Here is a 21,065-nt window from a genome sequence, read left to right as displayed (position 1 = left end):
TTGTGGCGAGGGGATTTAGCGAACGTCGCACCGCCCCGTTGGGTCGCGCAGCGACCCAACGCTTGCAATCCCATAGCTCCGACACACCACACGCACTGGTTTACGACTGCTGCGCAGCCGAACGGGGATAAATCCCCTCACCACAATGCCGGCCCCTACAGGGGATTTGTGTTGCTCAGGGTTGTATCGGCTTCTTGAACACGTAAAACAGGTTCGGCTCGCTCACCAGGTACATCGTGCCGTCGTCATCCATGGCGATCCCTTCTGCCTGCGGCACCGACTTCTTCAGGCCCTGACGCCCCTTGTTCAGCGACATGGTGCTCAGCGGTCGCCCGTCCACGTCCAGCTCCAGAATCAGCCGCGACTCGTCGGACAATGCCAGCAAGTGACCGCTGCGCTCGTCGTATTGCAGGCTCGACAGGTCTCGCACAAACATCCCCGCATCGCGTTTCGGGTTGTTGACCACGTGCACTGCGTAGGACTTTTCCGGATCGTAATGGGGAAAACCCTGCACTTCGTAAATCAGCATCGGGTTGCGTTCCTTCGCGACGAACAGTCGTTTGCCCACCGAATCGTAAGCCAGCCCTTCGAAACCCGTGTTGCCGCTCATGTGGACGCCAAGGGTTATCTGTTCGGCATCTGCCGCATCAAGGAAGGTGGTACTGGGCTCCAGATGAATCTTGATCAACCGCTGTTCGTACTCGTCAGTGATCACATAGGTGTCGGCGCTGATGAATTCCACCGCTTCCGGATCACCAAAACCGACCAGCGCGATGCGCCGGATGATCTGGCCATCCAGCGAGAGCTCGATCAGTTCGGAATTCTTGTTGGTGACGGTAAACAGGCTTTTACGGATGGGATCGAAGGTGAGCGCCGACACATCGTCGTCCAGACCATCGATGACCCGCGCCTCGACCGTCACCTGATAGCGATCCAGACCGATGGAGAGCTCGCTCTCCGGCTGCCAAAGTGTGTGCAGGTTGAACCAGCCGCGCTCGAACAAACGCAGGTATTGGCCGATTGCGACCAGGACGATCAGCGCAATGACTGAGAAGATCAGGATTAGAGGTTTGGGACGGGCCAATCGACGCATTCTGGTGTGCTCGGATTCAAAACAGGCGGATGAAATACCACGCCTGTCTGAACTGAAGCTTAATGGCCACTTGCCCTGTCCCACAACCACACAGAAGCATTCCTACACGCTCGGTTATCAGCGTTGCTTCTCGAAGCGATAAAACAGGTTGGGCTCGCTCACCATATACAGGTTGCCCGCTTCATCCATGGTCATGCCTTCAGCCCGCGGGATGGTCTTCTTCAGACCATTGAAGCCGCCCAGCAACGTCATGAAACTGACCTGCTCACCCTTCTCGTCCAGTTCCAGCAACAAGTGGGAATCGGCTGACAGCACCAGGGTATGCCCGGTGCGGGGATCGATGGCCAGCGCAGACAGATTGCGGATGTCCAGTTCGTCGCTGTCGAGCTTCTGTTTATCGCCAGCAAGGGTTTGGCCGTTGTCGTTGCTTTTCCAGGTAAACAACGCCGGCGGACGTTCTTCACCCAACAGCATCTGCTGATTGCGCGCATCCCAGACGATGGCTTCGAAGGCTTTGTTCTGATCTTTGGAAGGGCCAAGGTCGTACTTCGGGAAATCGGCAATGTTCAATTCACGGGTTTGCGCATCGACTTTGACGATGGACAGCAAGTGCTCGCGCTCATCGACAATAGCCAGCAGACCATTATCCATCACCGTCAGGCCTTCTGGATTGCTCCAGCCCACCAACGGCATTTTGCGCAACACATCGCCCTGCAACGTCAGTTCGACCAGGAAGGGGTTCTTGCCCATGACCGAGAACAGGGTCTTGGTTTGCGGGTTGTAGGCCAGATCGGATGCCTCGTCCTTTTCCATGCCTGGCAGCAACTTGGCGTCGATCACCGCCTGGTAATCCGGCAGCCAGATACTCTCCTGACGCTCGGTCGGGCTCTCGAAGCGCTCCATCACCCAAAGCAAGCCCCGGTCATCCCAATGCATGGCAAAGGCGAGGCCATAGGCGGCGGCCGCGACCAGCAAAAGCCAGGAGTACCAACGCATGAAAAAGCGCGGGCGGCGGGCAGGTTTTAGCGTGGGCAGCGGTTGGATGGCCATTGATGGTTGTGTTCCGGAAATTCAGGAAATAGGAAGTAGCAGGCAATCCCTGCTCGAGAGGCCCCACCACCCAGTAGGAGCAAAGCTTGCTCGCGATGACCTTCTGTCATCCAACATCACTGTTGAATGTGAAGGTCTCATCGCGAGCAAGCTTCTACTCCTACAAGAGGTCAGCGTGAATTAGCGAACGCTGGTACTGAAACTGCTCGCGCCCGGCAATTCGATGACCAGTTCATCACCAACATTCAGCGGCCCCACACCCACCGGAGTCCCGGTCAGGATCACATCACCGGCCTGCAGCGAGAAGCAGCCTGCCATGTGCTGAATCATCGGCACGATCGGGTTAAGCATCGCGCTGCTGTTGCCGTCCTGGCGAACTTCACCGTTGATGGTCAGGCGAATGCCGATGTCGGTCAGGTCAGCGAACGTGCTGCCAGACACGAATGGAGCGATCACCGCCGCGCCGTCGAACGACTTGGCGATTTCCCACGGCAGGCCTTTGGATTTCAGTTCGGCCTGCTTGTCACGCAGGGTCAGGTCCAGGGCCGGGGCGAAGCCAGAGATCGCATCGAGCACTTCTTCACGACTCGGCTTGGTCGACAACGGCTTGCCGATCAACACAGCAATTTCCGCCTCGTAATGCACTGAACCGCGCTCGGTCGGAATGCTGAAACCGCCTTCCAACGGGACCACGCAACTGCCCGGCTTGATGAACAACAGCGGCTCGGTAGGAACCGGGTTGTCCAGCTCCTTGGCATGTTCGGCGTAATTGCGTCCGATGCACACGACTTTGCCCAACGGGAAGTGAATACGCGTACCGTCGAGATACTGGTGCTGATAGCTCATGGACCGACTCCTGATTCGTAGCGCTTAAGTTCGAAAGTCAAACAGCAAAGATTTTGCCCGGGTTCATGATGCCATTCGGGTCGAACACTGCCTTGACGGCTTTCATGTACTCGATCTCGACCGGAGAACGGCTGTAGGTCAAGTAATCCCGCTTGGTCATGCCCACGCCGTGCTCGGCGGAAATCGAACCGTTGTACTTCTCGACGGTTTCGAACACCCATTTGTTCACGGTCGCACACTTGGCGAAGAACTCGTCCTTGCTCAGGTTTTCCGGTTTGAGGATGTTCAGGTGCAGATTGCCGTCGCCGATGTGGCCGAACCAGACGATTTCGAAGTCCGGGTAATGTTCGCCGACGATCGCGTCGATTTCCTTGAGGAACGCCGGGACTTTCGAGACGGTGACCGAAATGTCGTTCTTGTAAGGCGTCCAGTGAGAGATGGTTTCGGAGATGTATTCGCGCAGCTTCCAGAGGTTCTGCAGTTGGGTTTCGCTCTGGCTCATCACGCCGTCCAGCACCCAGCCCTGCTCAACGCAATGCTCGAAGGTTTCCAGGGCGTGGTTGGCCACTTCTTCAGTGGTCGCTTCGAATTCCAGCAGCGCGTAGAACGGGCAATCGGTTTCGAACGGGGCCGGTACATCACCGCGGGCCATGATCTTGGCCAGTGCCTTGTCGGAGAAGAATTCAAACGCGGTCAGGTCGAGCTTGCCTTGAAACGCGTGCAGAACCGGCATGATCGAGTCGAAATCCGCCGTGCCGAGCACCATCGCGGTCAGGTTTTTAGGTGCCCGATCGAGGCGCATGGTTGCTTCAACCACAAAACCGAGCGTGCCTTCAGCACCAATAAACAACTGGCGCATGTCGTAACCGGTGGCGTTCTTGATCAGGTCGCGGTTCAGCTCCAGCAGATCGCCCTTGCCCGTGACGACCTTCATGCCGGCCACCCAGTTGCGGGTCATGCCGTAGCGAATCACCTTGATCCCGCCGGCATTGGTGCCGATATTGCCGCCAATCTGGCTCGAACCTGCCGAAGCGAAGTCCACCGGGTAGTACAGGCCGTTCTCTTCGGCAACGTTCTGCAGGTGTTCGGTCACCACACCTGGCTGGCAAACCGCGGTGCGGTCGGTCAGGTTCACGTCGAGGATCTGGTTCATATAGTCGAACGACACGACCACTTCGCCATTCGCGGCCACTGCCGCAGCGGAAAGCCCGGTACGACCTCCGGACGGTACCAGCGCCACCTTGCGCTCATTGGCCCAACGGACAATGGCCTGAACCTGTTCGGTGGTCTTGGGAAAAACGATGGCAGTCGGGGCCGGGGCGAAATGCTTGGTCCAATCCTTACCGTAAGCATTCAGGGAGTCGGCATCGGTCAGCACCTTGCCAGGCTCAACCAGGGTCTTCAGCTCATCAATCAGGGCAGGATTGGTCATCGACAGAACTCTCGAACAATTCATGGTCATCCTGAGAACGCTTCACGTCGCAGGAATGAGTGTTTAGCGGGGTGCATATGCTAGCATACCGACCCCGCAGGGTAGTGCCCAACGGCCATTCTGCGGTGACGGCATTGTTGCCGTCCGGGTCAGCATCTGCTGGCTACTTCCTGCCAATTTTCTCCGGGATACAGGTTTACGCAGATGAGCAAGACTTCTCTCGATAAGAGCAAGATCAAGTTCCTTCTTCTCGAAGGCGTCCACCAATCGGCTGTCGACGTTCTCAAGTCGGCGGGCTACACCAGCATCGAGTACCTCACGGGTTCTCTGCCGGAAGCCCAGCTGAAGGAAAAGATCGCTGATGCGCACTTCATCGGCATTCGCTCCCGCACTCAATTGACCGAAGAGATCTTCGATCACGCGAAGAAGCTCGTGGCTGTCGGTTGTTTCTGCATCGGCACCAACCAGGTCGATCTGAACGCAGCTCGCGAACGCGGCATCGCGGTGTTCAACGCCCCGTACTCCAACACCCGTTCCGTTGCCGAGCTGGTGCTGGCCGAAGCGATCCTGTTGCTGCGCGGCATCCCTGAGAAAAACGCTTCCTGCCACCGTGGCGGCTGGATCAAGAGCGCGGCCAACTCCTTCGAAATCCGGGGCAAGAAGCTGGGTATCGTCGGTTATGGTTCGATCGGTACTCAACTGTCGGTCCTGGCTGAAGGCCTGGGCATGAAGGTGTACTTCTACGACACCGTGACCAAGCTGCCATTGGGCAACGCAACGCAAGTTGCCAGCCTGACCGAACTGCTGGGCATGTCCGACATCGTCACCTTGCACGTTCCGGAAACCGCTGCGACCCAGTGGATGATCGGCGAGAAGGAAATCCGCGCCATCAAGAAGGGCGGCATCCTGATCAACGCGGCTCGCGGTACCGTGGTCGAGCTCGATGCACTGGCGGACGCGATCAAGGACAAGCACCTGATCGGCGCGGCCATCGACGTATTCCCGGTGGAGCCTCGCTCCAACGACGAAGAGTTCGAAAGCCCGCTGCGTGGCCTGGACAACGTGATCCTGACCCCGCACATCGGTGGTTCCACCGCAGAGGCGCAAGCCAACATCGGTCTGGAAGTCGCTGAGAAACTGGTGAAGTACAGCGACAACGGTACCTCGGTATCGTCCGTCAACTTCCCGGAAGTGGCCCTGCCGGCTCACCCTGGCAAGCACCGTCTGCTGCACATCCACGAGAACATTCCGGGTGTGATGAGCGAGATCAACAAGGTCTTCGCCGAAAACGGCATCAACATTTCCGGTCAGTTCCTGCAGACCAACGAGAAAGTCGGTTACGTCGTGATCGACGTCGATGCAGACTACTCGGAAATCGCCCAAGAGAAACTGCAGCACATCAACGGCACCATTCGTTGCCGTGTGTTGTTCTGATAGTGACTTGAGTGACAAAAAAGGGAGCTCCTCGGAGCTCCCTTTTTCATGACCGTGAAACAGTTACTTCACAGTCACGGTGATCTTCTTCGACACGATTGGCGGATCGAACGGCATGTGGCCGCTGTCACCCAGTTCCAGCTGCAAGGTGTGCTTGCCCGGTGCCAGTTTGATCTCGGCCTGGGTTTGCGCCTTGCCGAAGTGCATGTGGTTGGCGTCCAGCGGAATCGGTGCGCCGGCGGCTGGCAGTTTGTCGACGTCGATCAGCAAATGGTGGTGACCGGTGTTTTTGGTAACGTCGCCGGCAGGGGCAAGGGACACGTCCTTGACGCCGAACTTGACGGTGAAGGTTTCCGGGACGGTGGCACCGTCTTCGGGAGATACGATAAACACTTCTGCACCCTTGGGGGCCGGAGTCGCAGCCATTGCCATCATCGAAGCACTCAACAACAGGCCGGCGAATGCTGCTCGTGACATAAAGGTTTTCATTCTCTTCTCCAGTTTTTTCGTAAAATCCGTGCAGTCATGACAACTTCATGACCATTTGTTGTCGAAGGCACTCGACAACCATAGCAAAGCGAGCCAAACCAAAGACTCGCGATAATGAATTCAAGGAGTGACCATGCGCTTGTTGCCTGGCCTGATCTGCCTGTTACCTCTTCTGAGCCCGCTGGCTCATGCCGAACTGATTGACGACGTGAACGACCGCGGCGAATTGCGCATTGCCCTTGAGGCTAATACACCGCCCTTCAATTTCAAGGATGACGGCAAACTAACAGGCTTTGAAGTCGAATTGGGTCAGCTGCTGGCGAATGAGCTGGACGTGCGTGCCGATTTCGTCGTCGTCGACTCCAACGATCTGTTGCCCGGCGTCGAGAGCGGCAAGTACGACGTCGCCATCAATCACATAGCAGTGACCCCGGAACTCAAGGATCGTTTCGACTTCAGCGAACCTTACAGTTACGCCAAAGCGGATTTGATCGCGCAGAAAGAAGAAGAGCCGCGCTCGATGCTGCTGGTGCAGACACTGGCGCAGGAGAAGCCCAAAGCAGCTGCGCCGGTGAGCCTGGCGATTCCGTTTCAGAAGGGAAATCCGGCGTTTCATGCCAGCCTGGAGAATGCACTGGCGCGGATCAAGGCCGATGGACGACTGGAGGCGTTGGAGCAGAAGTGGTTGGAGTCGGACACGAGCGTCGCGCCGAAGCCATAATTTCAGACTGATGCGCACCACTGTAGGAGTGAGCCTGCTCGCGATAGCGGTCTGTCATCCAACATCTTTGTTGACTGACATGGCCTCATCGCGGGCAAGCCCGCTCCCACAGGGTATGTGGTGATTACTGGTCCTGCGCGGCCAGAGCTTGCGCCGCATGTGGCAATTCCAGCTCGCTGAAGACCTGAACGCCATGGCGCTTCAGCAACGCGGCCGTCACCCCTTCGCCACTGAACTTCACCCCACTGAACGTCCCGTCATAAGTCAGCAAATTCCCACAGGACGGGCTGTTCGCTTTTAGCACGGCAATACGGATACCGTGCTTTTGCACCAGCTCCAGCGCCTGATAGGCCCCAGACAAAAACTGCGCGCCGACGTCCTCGCCCTCGGTGGTGATAACCGACACTTGTCCATCGAGCACTTGAGCGCCCTGTCCGCCCGGGATTTCCGCCGCCGCCCTCGGGGTCGGCAATCCTCCGGCGACTTCCGGACACAAGGGTACGACCCGACCTTCGTCGATCCATTGTTGAAGCTGATCGAAAGGCCCGCTGGCGCCGCCGTCATAACGAACCCGGTGACCCAGCAGGCAACGGCTTACCAGTATCTTTTGCATGATTAGAAAGGCTCGTTGCCGCGACGTCGGAACCAGCCCGTCAAAGACAGGCGATTTCGGGTGGCGGGCATCACTTCGTGAGGGACTTCACCCGACAGGAACACCACCAGGCATCCGCCGACCGGCACCACATCGTGTTCGGTGCCTCCATTCAGGTACATGCGCAACTGACCGCCGTGCTCTGGCAGCCAGGCGTCATTCAAGTAGACCACCGCCGAGACCATGCGGCGATCATCGTCGCGAAAGCGATCCACGTGCCGGAGGTAGAAAGCACCGGGCGGGTACAGCGCGAAATGGCTTTCGAAGTCTTCCAGCCCCAGGTACAGGCCCCGATTCAACGCTTCGCGCAGGCTGTCCATCAATTGCAAATAGCTGTCGCACGCCAATGCCTGACCGGGCTCGATCCACTGGATACGGTCACCCCTGATGCCCTCGCGAATCTCCGATGTCGGTCCGCGTCCCACGGCTGCCGGGGCCAATTCACCTTCGGCCGCACGTTTATGGCACTCAGCCGCCAGTTCCCGGGTCAGACCCAGAGGCAGGAAAATATTCTGCTGTGACCAACCCTGTGTAGCCAGGTCGTCGACGATACGTAACAGCAGCGGATGATCAGAGGGTATTTGCATGGCGCGCATAGTATTCCTGTGCCTGCAAATCCGACAGAGCCGCGCAGCGGCTTGATACGAATTCTCGACAAGTCCGGATACCACACGGAGAATAGTCGCCTGCTGACAGGAGTCCCTATGCGCCGTTTGCTTTTCTCACTGTTGATGTTCTGCGTAATGCCCGCCTGGGCAGACGGCCACGATCAGCTGTACAAGGTCGCCGGCTGGCCGGAACAACGCGCGCACTTTAACGACGCCCTCTCGGCCGCCCAGCAGCGTTACCAGAACAGCCTGCCACCGGCGGTGTTTCAGGCATTGGTCAACAACAGCAATCAGCGTTTCGCCCCCCAGGCTGTCGATCAGCGCGCAGAGGCACAACTGCGCAAGGTGCTGGCCGACCCCAAGCCCGCGCTAACCTTTTTCCAGTCGCCGCTGGGCAAGAAAATCGTCGCCGCCGAGTTACTCGCGACCCGTCGTGATCAACTGGCAAAAAACGCCAAGGGTTTACCGAAAATCGAGGCCAGCGACAGCCGCTTGCTCATCATCGGCCACCTGGCTCAGGCACTGCCCGCCCGCGAAGCCGGCGCCGAGGTCAGCCTGGCAATTGCCGGTGTCGCGGCCGACAGTCTGAGTTCGATGATTCCGGGTTTGCTCGGTGGCGGTCAGGCTCAAGGCATGTTGAATGGTCAGCGCCAGCGCTTGATGGAACAAATTGGCAGCGACCTGAACAACACGCTGCTCTACGTTTATCGCGACCTGTCGGATAACGAACTGGAAGAGTTCGCCACCTTTGCCGAGTCAGCTGAAGGCAAGGCTTACTATCAGGCGGCGCTGGCGGCGATTCGGGCGGGGTTGGCGGTGGGGCAGAATCCTTAGCATCCAGGACGCTATAGATTTCGCCCCTTGATCCGCTTCGTCAAAAACCCGAAATACTCCGCTCTCAATGCCAGCGTCTCATTCGCCAGGTGATGCCGCGCCTGCGGCAACATCAACACCTGCGGCCGATCGAACTTGGCCTTCAACACCCCAAGGTTGTGTTCCCAATCCACCGTCATGTCCGCCTGCCCCTGCACAATCAGCGGCCGACGCAAGCTGTTGGGTGCCGCCTCGATACGCTTGATCCAACGCGCCAACGCCCCCACCCAGGCGGTCGGCAGACGTAGCGGTTGCAGCGGATCGGCTTGCAGGAAGGGTAAGAAATCCGGGTCGTTGGAGTTTTCGCTGAAGCGCCGGGCGATGGCTTTAACGAAGGGTCTGAGCAGGTAGTAACTCAATTGCGACCAGCCCCAGGCGCGCGGCCGGACCAGCGGCGACAGCAGGATTACCTGGCCCTGCGCCGGGCTGTCAGCACCCTGATTGAGCACATGATCGATCACGATCGCTCCTCCCGTGCTTTGCCCGCACAGGTGCCACGGCTGCGGCATATCAAGGGACAGTGCCTCCGCGAAAAGCCCTTGCAGCGTGTCCTGGTACTCCGAAAAATCCATGATGCTCGCCCGCTCGCCACTGGACAGGCCATGCCCCGGCAAATCGCAGGCAATCACCGCGAAGCCCTGATCCAGCGCCCACTCGATCACATGCCGATACAGCCCGGTGTGATCGTAGAAACCGTGAAACAGAAACAGCGTCGCCTTCGCCCGTGCTGGCCACCAGAACTGGCTGACCACCTGATACCCATCGACCGCAAAACGGCCCAAGCCACTGCGCAGTTCCCGCCCCGGGAAATCGAGGCCATAAAAACGCTGATAGGCCAGCGCTTCCACCGACAACGGCTGCCCCTCGGCCAATGGCCGCAGGCTGTCGCGCAAATGATCGGGGGCGAAAGTGGCAGACATGAGTAATTCCAGCAGGTGAAACGGACTTTATGGGGCTGCGATATTCATCTGTCGCGGCAAGCATGGCAAGCTAGCCGATCTCTAAGGATGATACCCATGCGCCCGGTCTACCGCACCACACTGTTCGCCAGCTTGCTCGCCCTCGTGTGTGCCGCCGTGTTGTGGGCTGCCTACGACTGGTTTCAGGGGCGCTACCTGCGTGCGTTCAGCGAGCACACCGCCGTGTTCTCCGGCGACCCGCTGCACCTGCCTGACGACCTCGCCGGTCCCGGCGCCATTCGCCTGGTGCACTTCTGGGACCCGGCCTGCCCCTGCAACGTCGGCAATCAACAGCACCTCACCGAACTGGTGGCTCGCTATGTGCCGCAAGGTGTCGAATTTTACTCGGTGCAAAAGCCCGGCAGTCACGGCCAGTTACCGAGCACATTGAGCAGCCTCAAGACCATCACCGTGCTGCCCGGCTCCGAACAGATCCCCGCCAGCCCGGCCGTGGCGATCTGGGATCGCACCGGCAAGCTGGCGTATTTCGGCCCCTACAGCGAAGGCCTGACGTGCAATTCAAGTAACAGCTTCATCGAACCGATTCTCCAGGCATTGAACGAAGGCCGCCCGGTGAGTGCCACGCACACACTGGCGGTGGGGTGTTACTGCCCATGGCCGGTCGATACACCGAAGTAGGGACAAACCAGGCAACACGAATCCCTCCTACGGGCGATGGGCCTATTCAGTAAGCCGTGTTAAACAGTGACGCCAGGGAATAGCTGCCACTAATAACAAGAACAAGGAACCACCATGAAACGTCTACTGACTGCCCTCGTCCTGCTCATAGTCGTGCTTGCCGCGGGCGCTGGCTGGTACGTCTACAGCAAGCAGCCGACACGCCAGGGCGTGGTTGAACTGCAACACCTGCAGGGTTCAGTCACCGTGCGTTACGACGAGCGCGGCATCCCGCACATCCGCGCCGAAAATGAAAAAGACCTCTACCGCGCGCTCGGCTATGTGCATGCCCAGGACCGTCTGTTCCAGATGGAAATCCTGCGCCGACTCGCCCGTGGCGAACTGGCTGAAGTGCTCGGCCCGAAACTGCTCGATACCGACAAGCTGATGCGCAGCCTGCGCATTCGCGAACGCGCCGAAACCTACCTCGCCAACCTGGATAAACAGTCACCGGCGTTCATTGCCATGCAGGCCTATCTGGACGGAATCAACCAGTATCAGGACACCCATGCGAAACCTGCAGAGTTCGACGTGCTGGGCATTCAAAAGCGTCCGTTCACAGCCCAGGACACCATCAGCATCGCCGGCTACATGGCGTACAGCTTTGCCGTCGCGTTTCGCACCGAGCCGTTGCTGACCTACGTGCGCGATCAACTCGGGCCCAATTACCTGAACGTCTTCGACCTCGACTGGCAGCCCAAAGGCGTGCTGGCGAACAGTCACGGTGGCGCGGCGCCGGCCCTTGGCAGCGCGGACTGGAAAGACCTCAATACCCTCGCCCGCTTGAGCGAACAAGCACTGGCCGATAACGGTTTGCCTCAGTTCGAGGGCAGTAACGCCTGGGTCGTCGCCGGCAACCGCACCAAAAGTGGCAAGCCATTACTGGCAGGTGATCCGCACATCCGCTTCTCCGCGCCGTCGGTGTGGTATGAGGCGCAACTCTCGGCCCCCGGTTTCGACCTCTACGGTCACTATCAGGCCTTGATGCCATTTGCCTCGCTGGGGATGAACCGCGATTTCGGCTGGAGCATCACCATGTTCCAGAACGATGACATGGACCTGATCGCCGAGAAGGTCAATCCGGACAATCCCAATCAGGTCTGGTATCGCGGCAAATGGGTCGACATGGTGACCAGCGAACAACAGATCGCCGTGAAGGGTCAGGCGCCGGTTACCCTGGTGCTGCGCCAGTCGCCCCACGGTCCGATCGTCAACGATGCCCTGGGCGCCAGCGTCGGCAAAACCCCGATCGCCATGTGGTGGGGATTCCTGGAAAGCCAGAACCCGATCCTCGAAGGCTTCTACCAGCTCAACCGCGCCGACACCCTGGCCAAGGCACGCAGTGCCGCTGCCAAGATCCAGGCACCGGGCCTGAACGTTGTGTGGGCCAATGCCAAGGGCGACATCGGTTGGTGGGCAGCGGCGCAACTGCCCAAGCGACCTGCCGGCGTCAACGGAAATTTCATTCTCGACGGCAGCACCGTCGAGTCGGACAAGGATGGTTTTTACCCGTTCAGCGCCAACCCGCAGGAAGAAAACCCGGCGCGCGGCTACATCGTCTCCGCCAACTTCCAGCCCGTATCACCGACCGGCATGGAGATTCCCGGCTACTACAACCTGCCCGACCGTGGGCAGCAGCTCAATCGCCAGCTCAGCGACAAAGCCATCAAGTGGGATCTGGACACCAGCCAGAAGCTGCAGCTGGGCACCACCACCGGCTACGGTCCGCGACTGTTGGCGCCGTTGCTGCCGGTGTTGCGTGAAGTCGTGAGTAGTCCCGCCGAACTCAAGTTGGTGGAGCAACTGGCGCAGTGGAAAGGCGATTACCCGCTCGATTCCACCAGTGCCACGCTGTTCAACCAGTTCCTGTTCAACCTCGCTGACGCGGCGATGCACGACGAGCTGGGAGATGCTTTCTTCGAAACTCTACTCTCGACTCGGGTGATCGATGCCGCACTGCCGCGCCTGGCCGCGACTGCCGACTCGCCGTGGTGGGACAACCGCACCACCCTTGGCAAGGAAACCCGCGCCGACACGGTCAAGACGGCGTGGCAGGCGAGCCTTGCTCACCTCAACACAACCCTCGGCACGGATGTCACGCAATGGCAGTGGGGCAAGGCGCACACGCTGACTCACGGGCATCCGCTGGGGCAGCAGAAACCACTGGACCGGATCTTCAATGTCGGCCCGTTCGCAGCACCGGGCAGCCATGAAGTACCGAACAATCTTTCCGCCAAGATCGGGCCGGCGCCGTGGCCGGTCACTTATGGTCCCTCGACCCGCCGGCTGATCGACTTCGCCGACCCGGCCCACAGCCTGACCATCAACCCGGTCGGCCAGAGCGGCGTGCCGTTCGATGGTCATTATGAGGATCAGGCTGAGGCGTACATCGAAGGGCTCTACTTCCAGGCCCATCTCAGTGATGAGGAAGTGACGGCGAATACGCGCAGTACGCTGAAGCTGTTGCCGGCGCGGGGTGCCCAGTAAAATCTTCGGACTGGACTGGCCCCATCGCTAGCAGGCTAGCTCCCACAATGGAACTGCGCGCACCGAACCAAATGTGGGGGCTAGCCTGCTAGCGATGGGGCCCATAAGAACAACACACATTCCGGATCAAACCATCGCCGCAAAATTCAACCTGAACTGCTGCGGCGTTACCCCAAGCCGACGATTGAACACACTGCGCATGTGTTGCGCATCGCGGAAACCGCACTGATACGCCACTGTCTTGAGTGGCGAAGCGGTGCTTTCGAGCATCACCCGTGCTGCATCCACCCTCGCCCGCTCGACAAACTCCGCCGGGGTGATTTTTGCTTCCTTGGCAAACACCCGGGAAAAGTTGCGGGCGCTCATGTTGGCTGCATTGGCCAGGTCGGCGAGGGTCAGATCGCCATTGAGATTCGCCAGGACGTAAAGCTGAACCAACGCCACCGCCGACGTCGGTTCAGCGTGCGGGGTCAGGAACGGGCTGAATTGCGATTGCCCGCCCGAGCGCTGCGTGAACACCACCAGTCGCTTCGCCACACTCAACGCGATTTCCGGGCCGTGATCCTGGGCCAGCAGATACAGCGACAAATCGATCCCTGCCGTGACCCCTGCCGACGTAAAGAGCTCGGCGTCCTGCACGTAAAGACGATCGGCGTCCACCTGTGTCGACGGATACAACGCAGCCAATGCCGCCGCATCGCCCCAATGCGTCGTCACGGTCCGCCTCTCCAGCAACCCTGCCCGGGCGAGCATGAAGGCGCCGTTGCAGATCGAACCAAAGCGTTTCGCCCGCGCGCAGGCGTCACGCAGCCAGGCATCGAAAGTCGGGCTGAAATTCATGAAGGGCAACTGCGGCCCACCGGCCACCAGCAACAGGTCGTAAGCTTCCAGCGCCTCGCTGAAATGGCGATGGGCATTGAGCGACAAGCCATTGGAACAAGGCATCATCCCGCGCTCGACGCCGATGACATCCAGCCGATAGTGATCCTGAGGAGGCAGGAAGCGATTGGCCTCGGAAAACACATCCATGGGGCCGGTAACGTCCAGCGACTGAACACCGGCGAATACCACGATGGCAACGGTTTTACTCATGGCGGGAAACGCCCTCAAAGGCCCTGATTGCACGTAATACCTGTAGCAGCTGCCGAGGCACGAGGCTGCGTTGCGTGTCCGCAGGAGCGCCTTCGGGGCCGCTACGCAGCCCAACGCAGCCTCGTGCCTCGGCAGCTGCGACAGGGATGTGTGCGTGATCTGGCTTCCACGTTAGCCAATCCCGACCTGACAAGCGAGGTTGGCGCGATATGCATGCTCATTGGCAAGGATCGCAGCCATGCATCGATTGTCCGCTCAGGGTGGCGGGAACAGACTTGTTCCATCAGCGCCGCCACGGCGTTCCCCACGAGGAAAGCACCCATGAGCAGCATCATCGCCGGTATCAAAATCCCCGACAGCGCATTGGCCAGGGCCACTACCGAGTACATCCGCGACGTCGAATCCGACTTGCTGTACCACCACTCCCGCCGGGTGTTTTTATTTGGCGCCCTTAGCGGTGAACGCAAGCAGCTTGAATACAATCCCGAGCTGCTTTACGTCGGCGCGATGTTCCATGATCTGGGGTTGGTGGAAGGTCATCGCACTGACGATGAACGCTTTGAAGTCGACAGCGCCAACGCCGCCAAGGCATTCCTGAAACCTTACGGTCTTTCGGATGACGATATCCAACAAGTGTGGCTGTCGATTGCCCTGCACACCACACCGGGCGTGCCGCAACACTTGCGGCCCAACGTGGCGCTGGTCACTGCCGGGGTCGAGATGGATGTGCTGGGTATCGACTACGCGGCGTTTTCCAACGTGCAGCGAGAGGCAGTGGTGCATGCGCATCCACGGGGTGACGGGTTCAAGGAGTGCATCCTGTGCGCCTTCGCCAACGGCTTCAAACACAAACCGGACACGACGTTCGGCACCGTGAACGCGGACGTGCTGGTGGACAGTGAGCCGGGCTTCAAGCCGATGAACTTTGTCGAGATTATTCGCAAGTCGCCTTGGGTTTCCTGACTGTTGAAAAACCTGTGGGAGCGGGCTTGCCCGCGATGGCGGAATAACACACAACTATGAAGTTGAATGTGCTGACGTCATCGCGGGCAAGCCCGCTCCCACATGGTTTTAGGGTTAACCACAAGATCGTGGTCAACCCGACGTCAGACTCAAACCGCTTCCGGTGCCTGCGCGCGACGCACGTCCGGTTGCTTCCACGAATCCGCAGCACTTTCTTCGATCGCTTGCTGAATCGCCTTCTTGCGCGACTCTTCGGCACGGCGGCTGAAGAACCAGACCAGGAACGTCACCAGCGACACCGCCAGCAGAATCAGGCTGGCCACGGCGTTGATCTCAGGCTTCACGCCCAGACGCACCGCCGAGAACACTTCCATCGGCAAGGTCGTCGAGCCCGGGCCGGACACGAAGCTCGCCAACACCAGGTCATCCAGCGACAACGCGAAGGACATCATGCCGCCCGCCGCCAGCGAAGGCGCGATCATAGGGATGGTGATCAGGAAGAACACCTTCCATGGCCGCGCCCCCAGGTCCATGGCTGCCTCTTCGATGGACAGGTCCAGCTCACGCAAGCGCGCCGACACCACGACCGCCACGTACGCCGCACAGAACGTCGTGTGGGCAATCCAGATGGTGACGATGCCGCGTTCCTGCGGCCAGCCGATCATCTGCGCCATCGCCACGAACAGCAGCAACAGCGACAGACCGGTGATCACCTCAGGCATTACCAGCGGCGCGGTGACCAGGCCACCGAACAGCGTGCGACCCTTGAAGTGGGTGATACGGGTCAGCACGAAAGCTGCCAGTGTACCCAGCGCGACTGCCGCAATCGCCGTGTAGCAGGCGATTTCCAGCGAGCGCACCACCGAGCCCATCAGTTGGGTGTTATCCATCAGGCCGACGTACCACTTGATCGACCAGCCGCCCCACACCGTTACCAGTTTGGAAGCGTTGAACGAGTAGATCACCAGGATCAGCATCGGCGCGTAGATGAACAGCAGACCCACTACCAACATGAAGCTTGAGAAACGGAAGCGCTTCATTCTTTGCCCTCCATTTCTTTGGCCTGGCTACGGTTGAACAGAATGATCGGCACAATCAGGATCGCCAGCATCACCACCGCCAGGGCAGACGCCACCGGCCAGTCACGGTTATTGAAGAACTCTTGCCAGAGCACTTTACCGATCATCAGGGTTTCCGGACCGCCCAGCAGTTCCGGGATCACGAACTCGCCCACGACGGGAATGAACACCAGCATGCAGCCAGCGACAATGCCGTTCTTGGACAGGGGAATGGTGATTTTCCAGAAGCTGTTGAAGGTGCTCGAACCGAGGTCGGACGCGGCTTCCAGCAGGCTGTTGTCGTGCTTCACCAGGTTGGCGTAGAGCGGCAGGATCATGAACGGCAGATAGGAATACACCACGCCGATATACACCGCGAGATTGGTATTGAGGATCTGCAGCGGTTCATTGATCCAGCCCATGGTCATCAGGAAACCGTTGAGCAGACCGTTGTTGCTGAGGATGCCCATCCACGCATACACGCGAATCAGGATCGCGGTCCAAGTCGGCATCATGATCAGCAGCACCAGCACCGTTTGCATTTCTTTGCGGGCACTGGCGATGGCGTAGGCCATTGGATAACCGATCAGCAGGCAGAGGACGGTGCTGATCAGCGCCATCTTCAACGAGCCCAGGTACGCGGCGATGTACAACTCGTCGTCGCCGAGCATCGCGTAGTTGCCCAGGTTGAGCAGCACCTGCAGCTTTTGGTCAACGAAGTTGTAGATCTCGGTGTACGGCGGGATGGCCACGTCGGCTTCGGCGAAGCTGATCTTCAGAACGATGAAGAACGGCAGCATGAAGAACAGGAACAGCCAAATGAACGGAACCCCGATGACCAACTGGCGGCCACCGGGAATTATTCGATTGAGGCGGCGTTTGAATTTGCGCATGTTCATGAGCGAAGCACCACGCCGCTGTCGTCTTCCCAGTACACGTAGACCTGATCACCCCAGGTCGGACGCTGGCCACGGCGCTCAGCATTCGCCACGAAGGACTGCACCAGCTTGCCGCTTGGCAATTCGACGTAGAACACCGAGTGACCGCCGAGGTAGGCGATGTCGTGGACCTTGCCGCTGGACCAGTTGTATTCGCAAGTCGGCATGTCTGCAGTGACCAGCAGTTTTTCCGGACGGATTGCGTAGGTGACCGACTTGTCCTGCACCGAGGTGCTGATGCCGTGGCCGACGTAGATTTTCCGGTCCAGGTCCTTGCAGGTAATGATCGCGTGACCTTCCGCGTCGTCGATCACTTCGCCTTCGAAGATGTTGACGTTGCCGATGAATTCGCAGACCAGGCGGCTGGTCGGGGTTTCATAGATGTCGATCGGGCTGCCGATCTGGGCGATCCAGCCCAGGTGCATGATCGCGATACGCTCGGCCATGGTCATGGCCTCTTCCTGGTCGTGGGTCACCATGACGCAGGTTACGCCGACGCGCTCGATGATCTCGACCAGCTCCAGCTGCATTTGCGAACGCAGCTTCTTGTCCAGCGCACCCATCGGTTCGTCGAGCAGCAACAGTTTCGGGCGCTTGGCCAGGGAACGGGCGAGTGCCACACGCTGACGCTGACCGCCGGACAATTGGTGCGGCTTGCGCTTGGCGTACTGGCTCATCTGTACCAGCTTGAGCATTTCAGCCACGCGAGCATCGACTTCAGCGGCGGGAATCTTGTCCTGCTTGAGGCCGAAGGCGATGTTCTGCGCCACGGTCATGTGCGGGAACAAGGCGTAGGACTGGAACATCATGTTGATCGGCCGCTCGTAAGGCGGCATGTCGGTGATGTCTACGCCATCGAGGAAAATGCGCCCCTCCGTAGGCCGCTCGAAACCCGCGAGCATGCGCAGTAACGTGGATTTGCCCGATCCCGAACCGCCGAGCAAGGCGAAAATCTCGCCTTTCTTGATCTCCAGGGACACATCGTCCACGGCAATCGTCTCGTCGAACTTCTTCGTGACCCGGTCGATTTTGACCAACACCTGTTTAGGTGTCTGGTCGCCCTCGAGGGCTTTCTTATAGGCGCCGGAGGCAACTGCCATTTACGAAACTCCCAGAAAAAAAGAGTGCAGTTCGCTCAAGGTGAGCCAACCTTGGATAGTTTGAGCCTTGAAGCTATTTACCCGACTTGACCTTGGTCCAGCTGCGGGTCATCAAACGTTGAATGTTTGGTGGTAACTCGATGGACACATAGGTCTTGTCGAGGACGGCTTGCGGTGGATAAACCGCTTCGTCGGTGCGAATGGATTGCTCCATCAGCTTGTCCGACCCCGGGTTAGGGTTGGCGTAGCCGACGTAATCACTGACCTGGGCGATCACCTCAGGTTTCAGCAGATAGTTGATGAATGCGTGAGCTTCCTTGACGTTGGACGAGTCCTTTGGAATCGCCAGCATGTCGAACCACAGCGCGCCACCTTCCTTCGGAATCGAGTAGGCGATGTTCACGCCTTTCTTCGCTTCGTCGGCGCGGTTCTTGGCCTGGAACATGTCGCCGGAGAAACCGATCGCGATGCAGATGTCGCCGTTGGCGAGGTCCCCAATGTATTTGGAAGAATGGAAGTACGTGACGTACGGCCGCACAGCCAGCAACTTGGCTTCAGCCTTTTTGTAATCTTCGGGGTTAGTGCTGTTGGCGTTCAGACCCATGTAGTTGAGGACCGTCGGCATCATTTCATCGGCGGAATCCAGGAAGGCTACACCGCAGCTTTGCAGCTTCTTGATGTTCTCCGGTTCGAACAGCACGCCCCACGAATCGATCGTGTCGACGCCCAGCACTGCCTTGATCTTGTCGACGTTGTAACCGATGCCGTTAGTGCCCCACAGGTACGGCACGGCATACAGGTTGCCCGGATCGTTCTGTTCCAGGCGCTTGAGCAGCACCGGGTCGAGGTTCGAATAATTGGGCAGTTGGGACTTGTCGAGCTTCTGGAAAGCGCCGGCCTTGATCTGCTTGCCGAGGAAGTGGTTGGACGGCACAACGACGTCGTAACCGGTACGCCCGGCCAGCAATTTGCCTTCCAGGGTTTCGTTGGAATCGAAGACGTCATACACCGGTTTGATGCCGGTTTCTTTCTGGAAGTCCGCCAGGGTGGTCTGACCGATATAGTCCGACCAGTTATAAATATGCACCGTACCGGCAGCCTGGACACTGACAGCGAGTGTCAGTCCGGCACCAACCAGCAGGGCATTGCGCAACAAAGAAAAAATAGGCAAGTGGAGGTCCTCTAAAATTAGTTGGGCCCAAGTTGCCCCGTGTTACATGACAGCATTAGCAGCCCTGCAACAAAACCGGCGCGCAACTTACCCTCGAAAAACCGTTCCAGCAAAACTTTTATGCAGATACCTGTAGCAGCCTGCGGCAGCTGCTACAGGGTTATTACTTATTTACCCGATTTGATCTTGGTCCAGCTGCGGGTCAGGATCCGCTGCGTGGCGGCCGGCAAGTCGGCAATCGCGTACAACTTGGCCAGAACATCCGCTGGCGGATAAACGCCCGGGTCGCTGGTGATGTCTTTATCAACCAACGGTGTTGCCGCGGAGTTACCGTTCGGGAAGCGTACGGCGTTAGTGATTTCAGCCATGATTTCCGGCTTCATCAGGAAGGTCATGAACTTGTAGGCACCTTCGACGTTCTCGGCATCTTTAGGGATGGCGACCATGTCATAGAAGCTGCCGGCACCTTCTTTCGGAATGTTGTAGCTGACTTTCACCTTGTCACCGGCTTCAGCTGCGCGGGACTTGGCCTGGTAGATATCACCCGAGTAACCGATGGCTACGCAGATGTTGCCGTTGGCCAGGTCAGAGATGTACTTGGACGAGTGGAAGTAGCCAATCGAAGGACGGACTTTAAGGAACAGTGCTTCGGCTTCAGCCAATTGCTTCTTGTCCTGGCTGTCGGTCGGATAGCCCAGGTAGTGCAGCGCCACCGGAATCATCTCGGTTGGCGAATCGAGGACGCTGATCCCGCACGCTTTCAACTTGGCGGCGTTTTCAGGTTTGAAAATCAGGTCCCAGGAATTTGTAGGTGCATCAGCCCCCAGTGCAGCCTTGACCTTCTCGGCGTTGAAACCGATACCGATCGAACCCCACATGTACGGGAACGCGTGTTCGTTGCCCGGGTCACTGACCGATACCGCTTTGAGCAGATCCGGGTTCAGGTTTTTCCACAGAGGCAGTTTGGATTTGTCGAGTGTCTGATAGACGCCGGCCTTGATTTGCTTGGCCAGGAAGTTGTTCGACGGTACGACGATGTCGTAGCCGGACTTGCCTGCCAGCAACTTGGCTTCAAGGGTTTCGTTACTGTCGAATACGTCGTAGACCACTTTGATCCCCGACTCGGCTTCGAACTTCTTGACGGTATCCGGTGCGATGTAATCGGACCAGTTGTACACGTGCAGAACCTTGTCGTCCGCCTGAACTGCGCCTGCCATCACGCCCATCAGGGACATGGCGAGGAGGGTCTTGCCAGCTATCTTCATACCTAATGCCTTCATGGGTAATGCTCCAATTATTCTTTTTAACCACGTTCTTGTTAACCAAGAGCCAGCGGCCTTTCCTGGGCAACTAAAACAACGGGTAGTCTGGCAAGATACAAGGCAGGCTTTCAAGGAAAGACCCATCCTTTGTTTGCTCTG

At 58.6% G+C, this 21,065-nt stretch carries 20 protein-coding genes; 6 read left to right on the top strand and 14 right to left on the bottom strand.

Annotation, left to right across the window (positions count from 1 at the left end; all coding sequences use genetic code 11):
* Nucleotides 1-175: 175 nt before the first annotated feature.
* The 4 genes from H7698_RS07425 to H7698_RS07410 form a co-directional block, all read right to left on the bottom strand.
* Nucleotides 176-1,093 carry an SdiA-regulated domain-containing protein gene (locus H7698_RS07425; RefSeq protein WP_194691000.1) on the bottom strand — a complete coding sequence of 306 codons (918 nt, stop codon included), beginning with the start codon at nucleotides 1,091-1,093 and terminating at the stop codon, nucleotides 176-178.
* Between the two features lie 117 nt (nucleotides 1,094-1,210).
* Nucleotides 1,211-2,143, bottom strand: a complete 933-nt coding sequence (locus tag H7698_RS07420) for an SdiA-regulated domain-containing protein (RefSeq protein WP_194690999.1) — start codon at nucleotides 2,141-2,143, stop codon at nucleotides 1,211-1,213.
* Between the two features lie 180 nt (nucleotides 2,144-2,323).
* Nucleotides 2,324-2,989: a fumarylacetoacetate hydrolase family protein gene (locus H7698_RS07415; RefSeq protein WP_162438385.1), complete on the bottom strand. Its 666-nt coding sequence runs from the start codon at nucleotides 2,987-2,989 to the stop codon at nucleotides 2,324-2,326.
* A gap of 37 nt (nucleotides 2,990-3,026) precedes the next feature.
* Nucleotides 3,027-4,421, bottom strand: a complete 1,395-nt coding sequence (locus H7698_RS07410) for an FAD-binding oxidoreductase (RefSeq protein ID WP_162438386.1) — start codon at nucleotides 4,419-4,421, stop codon at nucleotides 3,027-3,029.
* Between the two features lie 204 nt (nucleotides 4,422-4,625).
* Between H7698_RS07410 and serA the strand changes: the two genes are divergently transcribed.
* Nucleotides 4,626-5,855: a phosphoglycerate dehydrogenase gene (gene serA / locus H7698_RS07405; protein ID WP_162438387.1), complete on the top strand. Its 1,230-nt coding sequence runs from the start codon at nucleotides 4,626-4,628 to the stop codon at nucleotides 5,853-5,855.
* Between the two features lie 63 nt (nucleotides 5,856-5,918).
* On the opposite strand, the gene H7698_RS07400 is transcribed toward serA, so the two are convergent.
* Complete coding sequence (locus tag H7698_RS07400) at nucleotides 5,919-6,344, bottom strand: DUF4399 domain-containing protein (protein ID WP_162438388.1); 426 nt, start codon at nucleotides 6,342-6,344, stop codon at nucleotides 5,919-5,921.
* A 133-nt stretch (nucleotides 6,345-6,477) separates the two neighbouring features.
* Here H7698_RS07400 and H7698_RS07395 point away from each other — a divergent pair, with 133 nt between their 5' ends.
* Complete coding sequence (locus tag H7698_RS07395; RefSeq protein WP_194690998.1) at nucleotides 6,478-7,065, top strand: transporter substrate-binding domain-containing protein; 588 nt, start codon at nucleotides 6,478-6,480, stop codon at nucleotides 7,063-7,065.
* 124 nt (nucleotides 7,066-7,189) lie between these two features.
* Here H7698_RS07395 and H7698_RS07390 read toward each other — a convergent pair whose 3' ends face one another.
* Both H7698_RS07390 and H7698_RS07385 read right to left on the bottom strand, forming a co-directional pair.
* Complete coding sequence (locus tag H7698_RS07390; RefSeq protein ID WP_194690997.1) at nucleotides 7,190-7,678, bottom strand: DUF523 domain-containing protein; 489 nt, start codon at nucleotides 7,676-7,678, stop codon at nucleotides 7,190-7,192.
* A gap of 2 nt (nucleotides 7,679-7,680) precedes the next feature.
* Entirely contained in the window at nucleotides 7,681-8,313 is a 633-nt protein-coding gene (locus H7698_RS07385; protein ID WP_162438391.1) for a 2OG-Fe(II) oxygenase, read from the bottom strand.
* A gap of 108 nt (nucleotides 8,314-8,421) precedes the next feature.
* Here H7698_RS07385 and H7698_RS07380 point away from each other — a divergent pair, with 108 nt between their 5' ends.
* Complete coding sequence (locus H7698_RS07380) at nucleotides 8,422-9,159, top strand: DUF2059 domain-containing protein (protein ID WP_162438392.1); 738 nt, start codon at nucleotides 8,422-8,424, stop codon at nucleotides 9,157-9,159.
* Between the two features lie 11 nt (nucleotides 9,160-9,170).
* Here the strand turns inward: H7698_RS07380 and H7698_RS07375 are convergent, their stop codons facing one another.
* Entirely contained in the window at nucleotides 9,171-10,118 is a 948-nt protein-coding gene (locus H7698_RS07375; protein WP_194690996.1) for an alpha/beta hydrolase, read from the bottom strand.
* 96 nt (nucleotides 10,119-10,214) lie between these two features.
* Here H7698_RS07375 and H7698_RS07370 point away from each other — a divergent pair, with 96 nt between their 5' ends.
* Both H7698_RS07370 and H7698_RS07365 read left to right on the top strand, forming a co-directional pair.
* The gene (locus tag H7698_RS07370; protein ID WP_194690995.1) at nucleotides 10,215-10,796 is read left to right on the top strand and encodes a DUF6436 domain-containing protein; all 582 of its coding nucleotides are present in this window, start codon (nucleotides 10,215-10,217) and stop codon (nucleotides 10,794-10,796) included.
* A 114-nt stretch (nucleotides 10,797-10,910) separates the two neighbouring features.
* Nucleotides 10,911-13,322, top strand: a complete 2,412-nt coding sequence (locus tag H7698_RS07365; protein ID WP_194690994.1) for a penicillin acylase family protein — start codon at nucleotides 10,911-10,913, stop codon at nucleotides 13,320-13,322.
* 126 nt (nucleotides 13,323-13,448) lie between these two features.
* Here H7698_RS07365 and H7698_RS07360 read toward each other — a convergent pair whose 3' ends face one another.
* Nucleotides 13,449-14,414 carry a GlxA family transcriptional regulator gene (locus tag H7698_RS07360; RefSeq protein WP_194690993.1) on the bottom strand — a complete coding sequence of 322 codons (966 nt, stop codon included), beginning with the start codon at nucleotides 14,412-14,414 and terminating at the stop codon, nucleotides 13,449-13,451.
* 321 nt (nucleotides 14,415-14,735) lie between these two features.
* Between H7698_RS07360 and H7698_RS07355 the strand changes: the two genes are divergently transcribed.
* A complete protein-coding gene (locus H7698_RS07355; RefSeq protein WP_194690992.1) occupies nucleotides 14,736-15,377 on the top strand; it encodes an HD domain-containing protein in 642 nt (213 codons plus the stop codon).
* A gap of 149 nt (nucleotides 15,378-15,526) precedes the next feature.
* Here the strand turns inward: H7698_RS07355 and H7698_RS07350 are convergent, their stop codons facing one another.
* The 5 genes from H7698_RS07350 to H7698_RS07330 form a co-directional block, all read right to left on the bottom strand.
* Nucleotides 15,527-16,417 (bottom strand): ABC transporter permease subunit, encoded by an 891-nt coding sequence (locus H7698_RS07350; RefSeq protein ID WP_194690991.1) that lies wholly within the window; start codon nucleotides 16,415-16,417, stop codon nucleotides 15,527-15,529.
* Entirely contained in the window at nucleotides 16,414-17,295 is an 882-nt protein-coding gene (locus tag H7698_RS07345; RefSeq protein WP_178114308.1) for an ABC transporter permease subunit, read from the bottom strand. Before H7698_RS07345 ends, H7698_RS07350 begins: the two co-directional genes overlap by 4 nt.
* A 35-nt stretch (nucleotides 17,296-17,330) precedes the next feature.
* Nucleotides 17,331-18,473 (bottom strand): ABC transporter ATP-binding protein, encoded by a 1,143-nt coding sequence (locus H7698_RS07340; RefSeq protein ID WP_162438400.1) that lies wholly within the window; start codon nucleotides 18,471-18,473, stop codon nucleotides 17,331-17,333.
* Between the two features lie 73 nt (nucleotides 18,474-18,546).
* Nucleotides 18,547-19,644, bottom strand: coding sequence for a polyamine ABC transporter substrate-binding protein (locus H7698_RS07335; RefSeq protein WP_194690990.1), 1,098 nt, complete (start codon nucleotides 19,642-19,644; stop codon nucleotides 18,547-18,549).
* A gap of 167 nt (nucleotides 19,645-19,811) precedes the next feature.
* Nucleotides 19,812-20,909, bottom strand: coding sequence for a polyamine ABC transporter substrate-binding protein (locus tag H7698_RS07330; protein ID WP_162438434.1), 1,098 nt, complete (start codon nucleotides 20,907-20,909; stop codon nucleotides 19,812-19,814).
* Between the last annotated feature and the right edge of the window lie 156 nt (nucleotides 20,910-21,065).

This window comes from Pseudomonas sp. p50(2008) (genome assembly GCF_015351605.1).
In the GTDB taxonomy this organism is placed as follows: Bacteria; Pseudomonadota; Gammaproteobacteria; order Pseudomonadales; family Pseudomonadaceae; genus Aquipseudomonas.
This window is presented reverse-complemented; position numbering and strand designations above follow the sequence as displayed.

Bases quoted from the DNA above. Each gene is read 5' to 3' on its own strand.
- H7698_RS07425 (WP_194691000.1), bottom strand. From the start codon at position 1,093: ATGCGTCGATTGGCCCGTCCCAAACCTCTAATCCTGATCTTCTCAGTC.
- H7698_RS07420 (WP_194690999.1), bottom strand. From the start codon at position 2,143: ATGGCCATCCAACCGCTGCCCACGCTAAAACCTGCCCGCCGCCCGCGC.
- H7698_RS07415 (WP_162438385.1), bottom strand. From the start codon at position 2,989: ATGAGCTATCAGCACCAGTATCTCGACGGTACGCGTATTCACTTCCCG.
- H7698_RS07410 (WP_162438386.1), bottom strand. From the start codon at position 4,421: ATGACCAATCCTGCCCTGATTGATGAGCTGAAGACCCTGGTTGAGCCT.
- serA (WP_162438387.1), top strand. From the start codon at position 4,626: ATGAGCAAGACTTCTCTCGATAAGAGCAAGATCAAGTTCCTTCTTCTC.
- H7698_RS07400 (WP_162438388.1), bottom strand. From the start codon at position 6,344: ATGAAAACCTTTATGTCACGAGCAGCATTCGCCGGCCTGTTGTTGAGT.
- H7698_RS07395 (WP_194690998.1), top strand. From the start codon at position 6,478: ATGCGCTTGTTGCCTGGCCTGATCTGCCTGTTACCTCTTCTGAGCCCG.
- H7698_RS07390 (WP_194690997.1), bottom strand. From the start codon at position 7,678: ATGCAAAAGATACTGGTAAGCCGTTGCCTGCTGGGTCACCGGGTTCGT.
- H7698_RS07385 (WP_162438391.1), bottom strand. From the start codon at position 8,313: ATGCGCGCCATGCAAATACCCTCTGATCATCCGCTGCTGTTACGTATC.
- H7698_RS07380 (WP_162438392.1), top strand. From the start codon at position 8,422: ATGCGCCGTTTGCTTTTCTCACTGTTGATGTTCTGCGTAATGCCCGCC.
- H7698_RS07375 (WP_194690996.1), bottom strand. From the start codon at position 10,118: ATGTCTGCCACTTTCGCCCCCGATCATTTGCGCGACAGCCTGCGGCCA.
- H7698_RS07370 (WP_194690995.1), top strand. From the start codon at position 10,215: ATGCGCCCGGTCTACCGCACCACACTGTTCGCCAGCTTGCTCGCCCTC.
- H7698_RS07365 (WP_194690994.1), top strand. From the start codon at position 10,911: ATGAAACGTCTACTGACTGCCCTCGTCCTGCTCATAGTCGTGCTTGCC.
- H7698_RS07360 (WP_194690993.1), bottom strand. From the start codon at position 14,414: ATGAGTAAAACCGTTGCCATCGTGGTATTCGCCGGTGTTCAGTCGCTG.
- H7698_RS07355 (WP_194690992.1), top strand. From the start codon at position 14,736: ATGAGCAGCATCATCGCCGGTATCAAAATCCCCGACAGCGCATTGGCC.
- H7698_RS07350 (WP_194690991.1), bottom strand. From the start codon at position 16,417: ATGAAGCGCTTCCGTTTCTCAAGCTTCATGTTGGTAGTGGGTCTGCTG.
- H7698_RS07340 (WP_162438400.1), bottom strand. From the start codon at position 18,473: ATGGCAGTTGCCTCCGGCGCCTATAAGAAAGCCCTCGAGGGCGACCAG.
- H7698_RS07330 (WP_162438434.1), bottom strand. From the start codon at position 20,909: ATGAAGATAGCTGGCAAGACCCTCCTCGCCATGTCCCTGATGGGCGTG.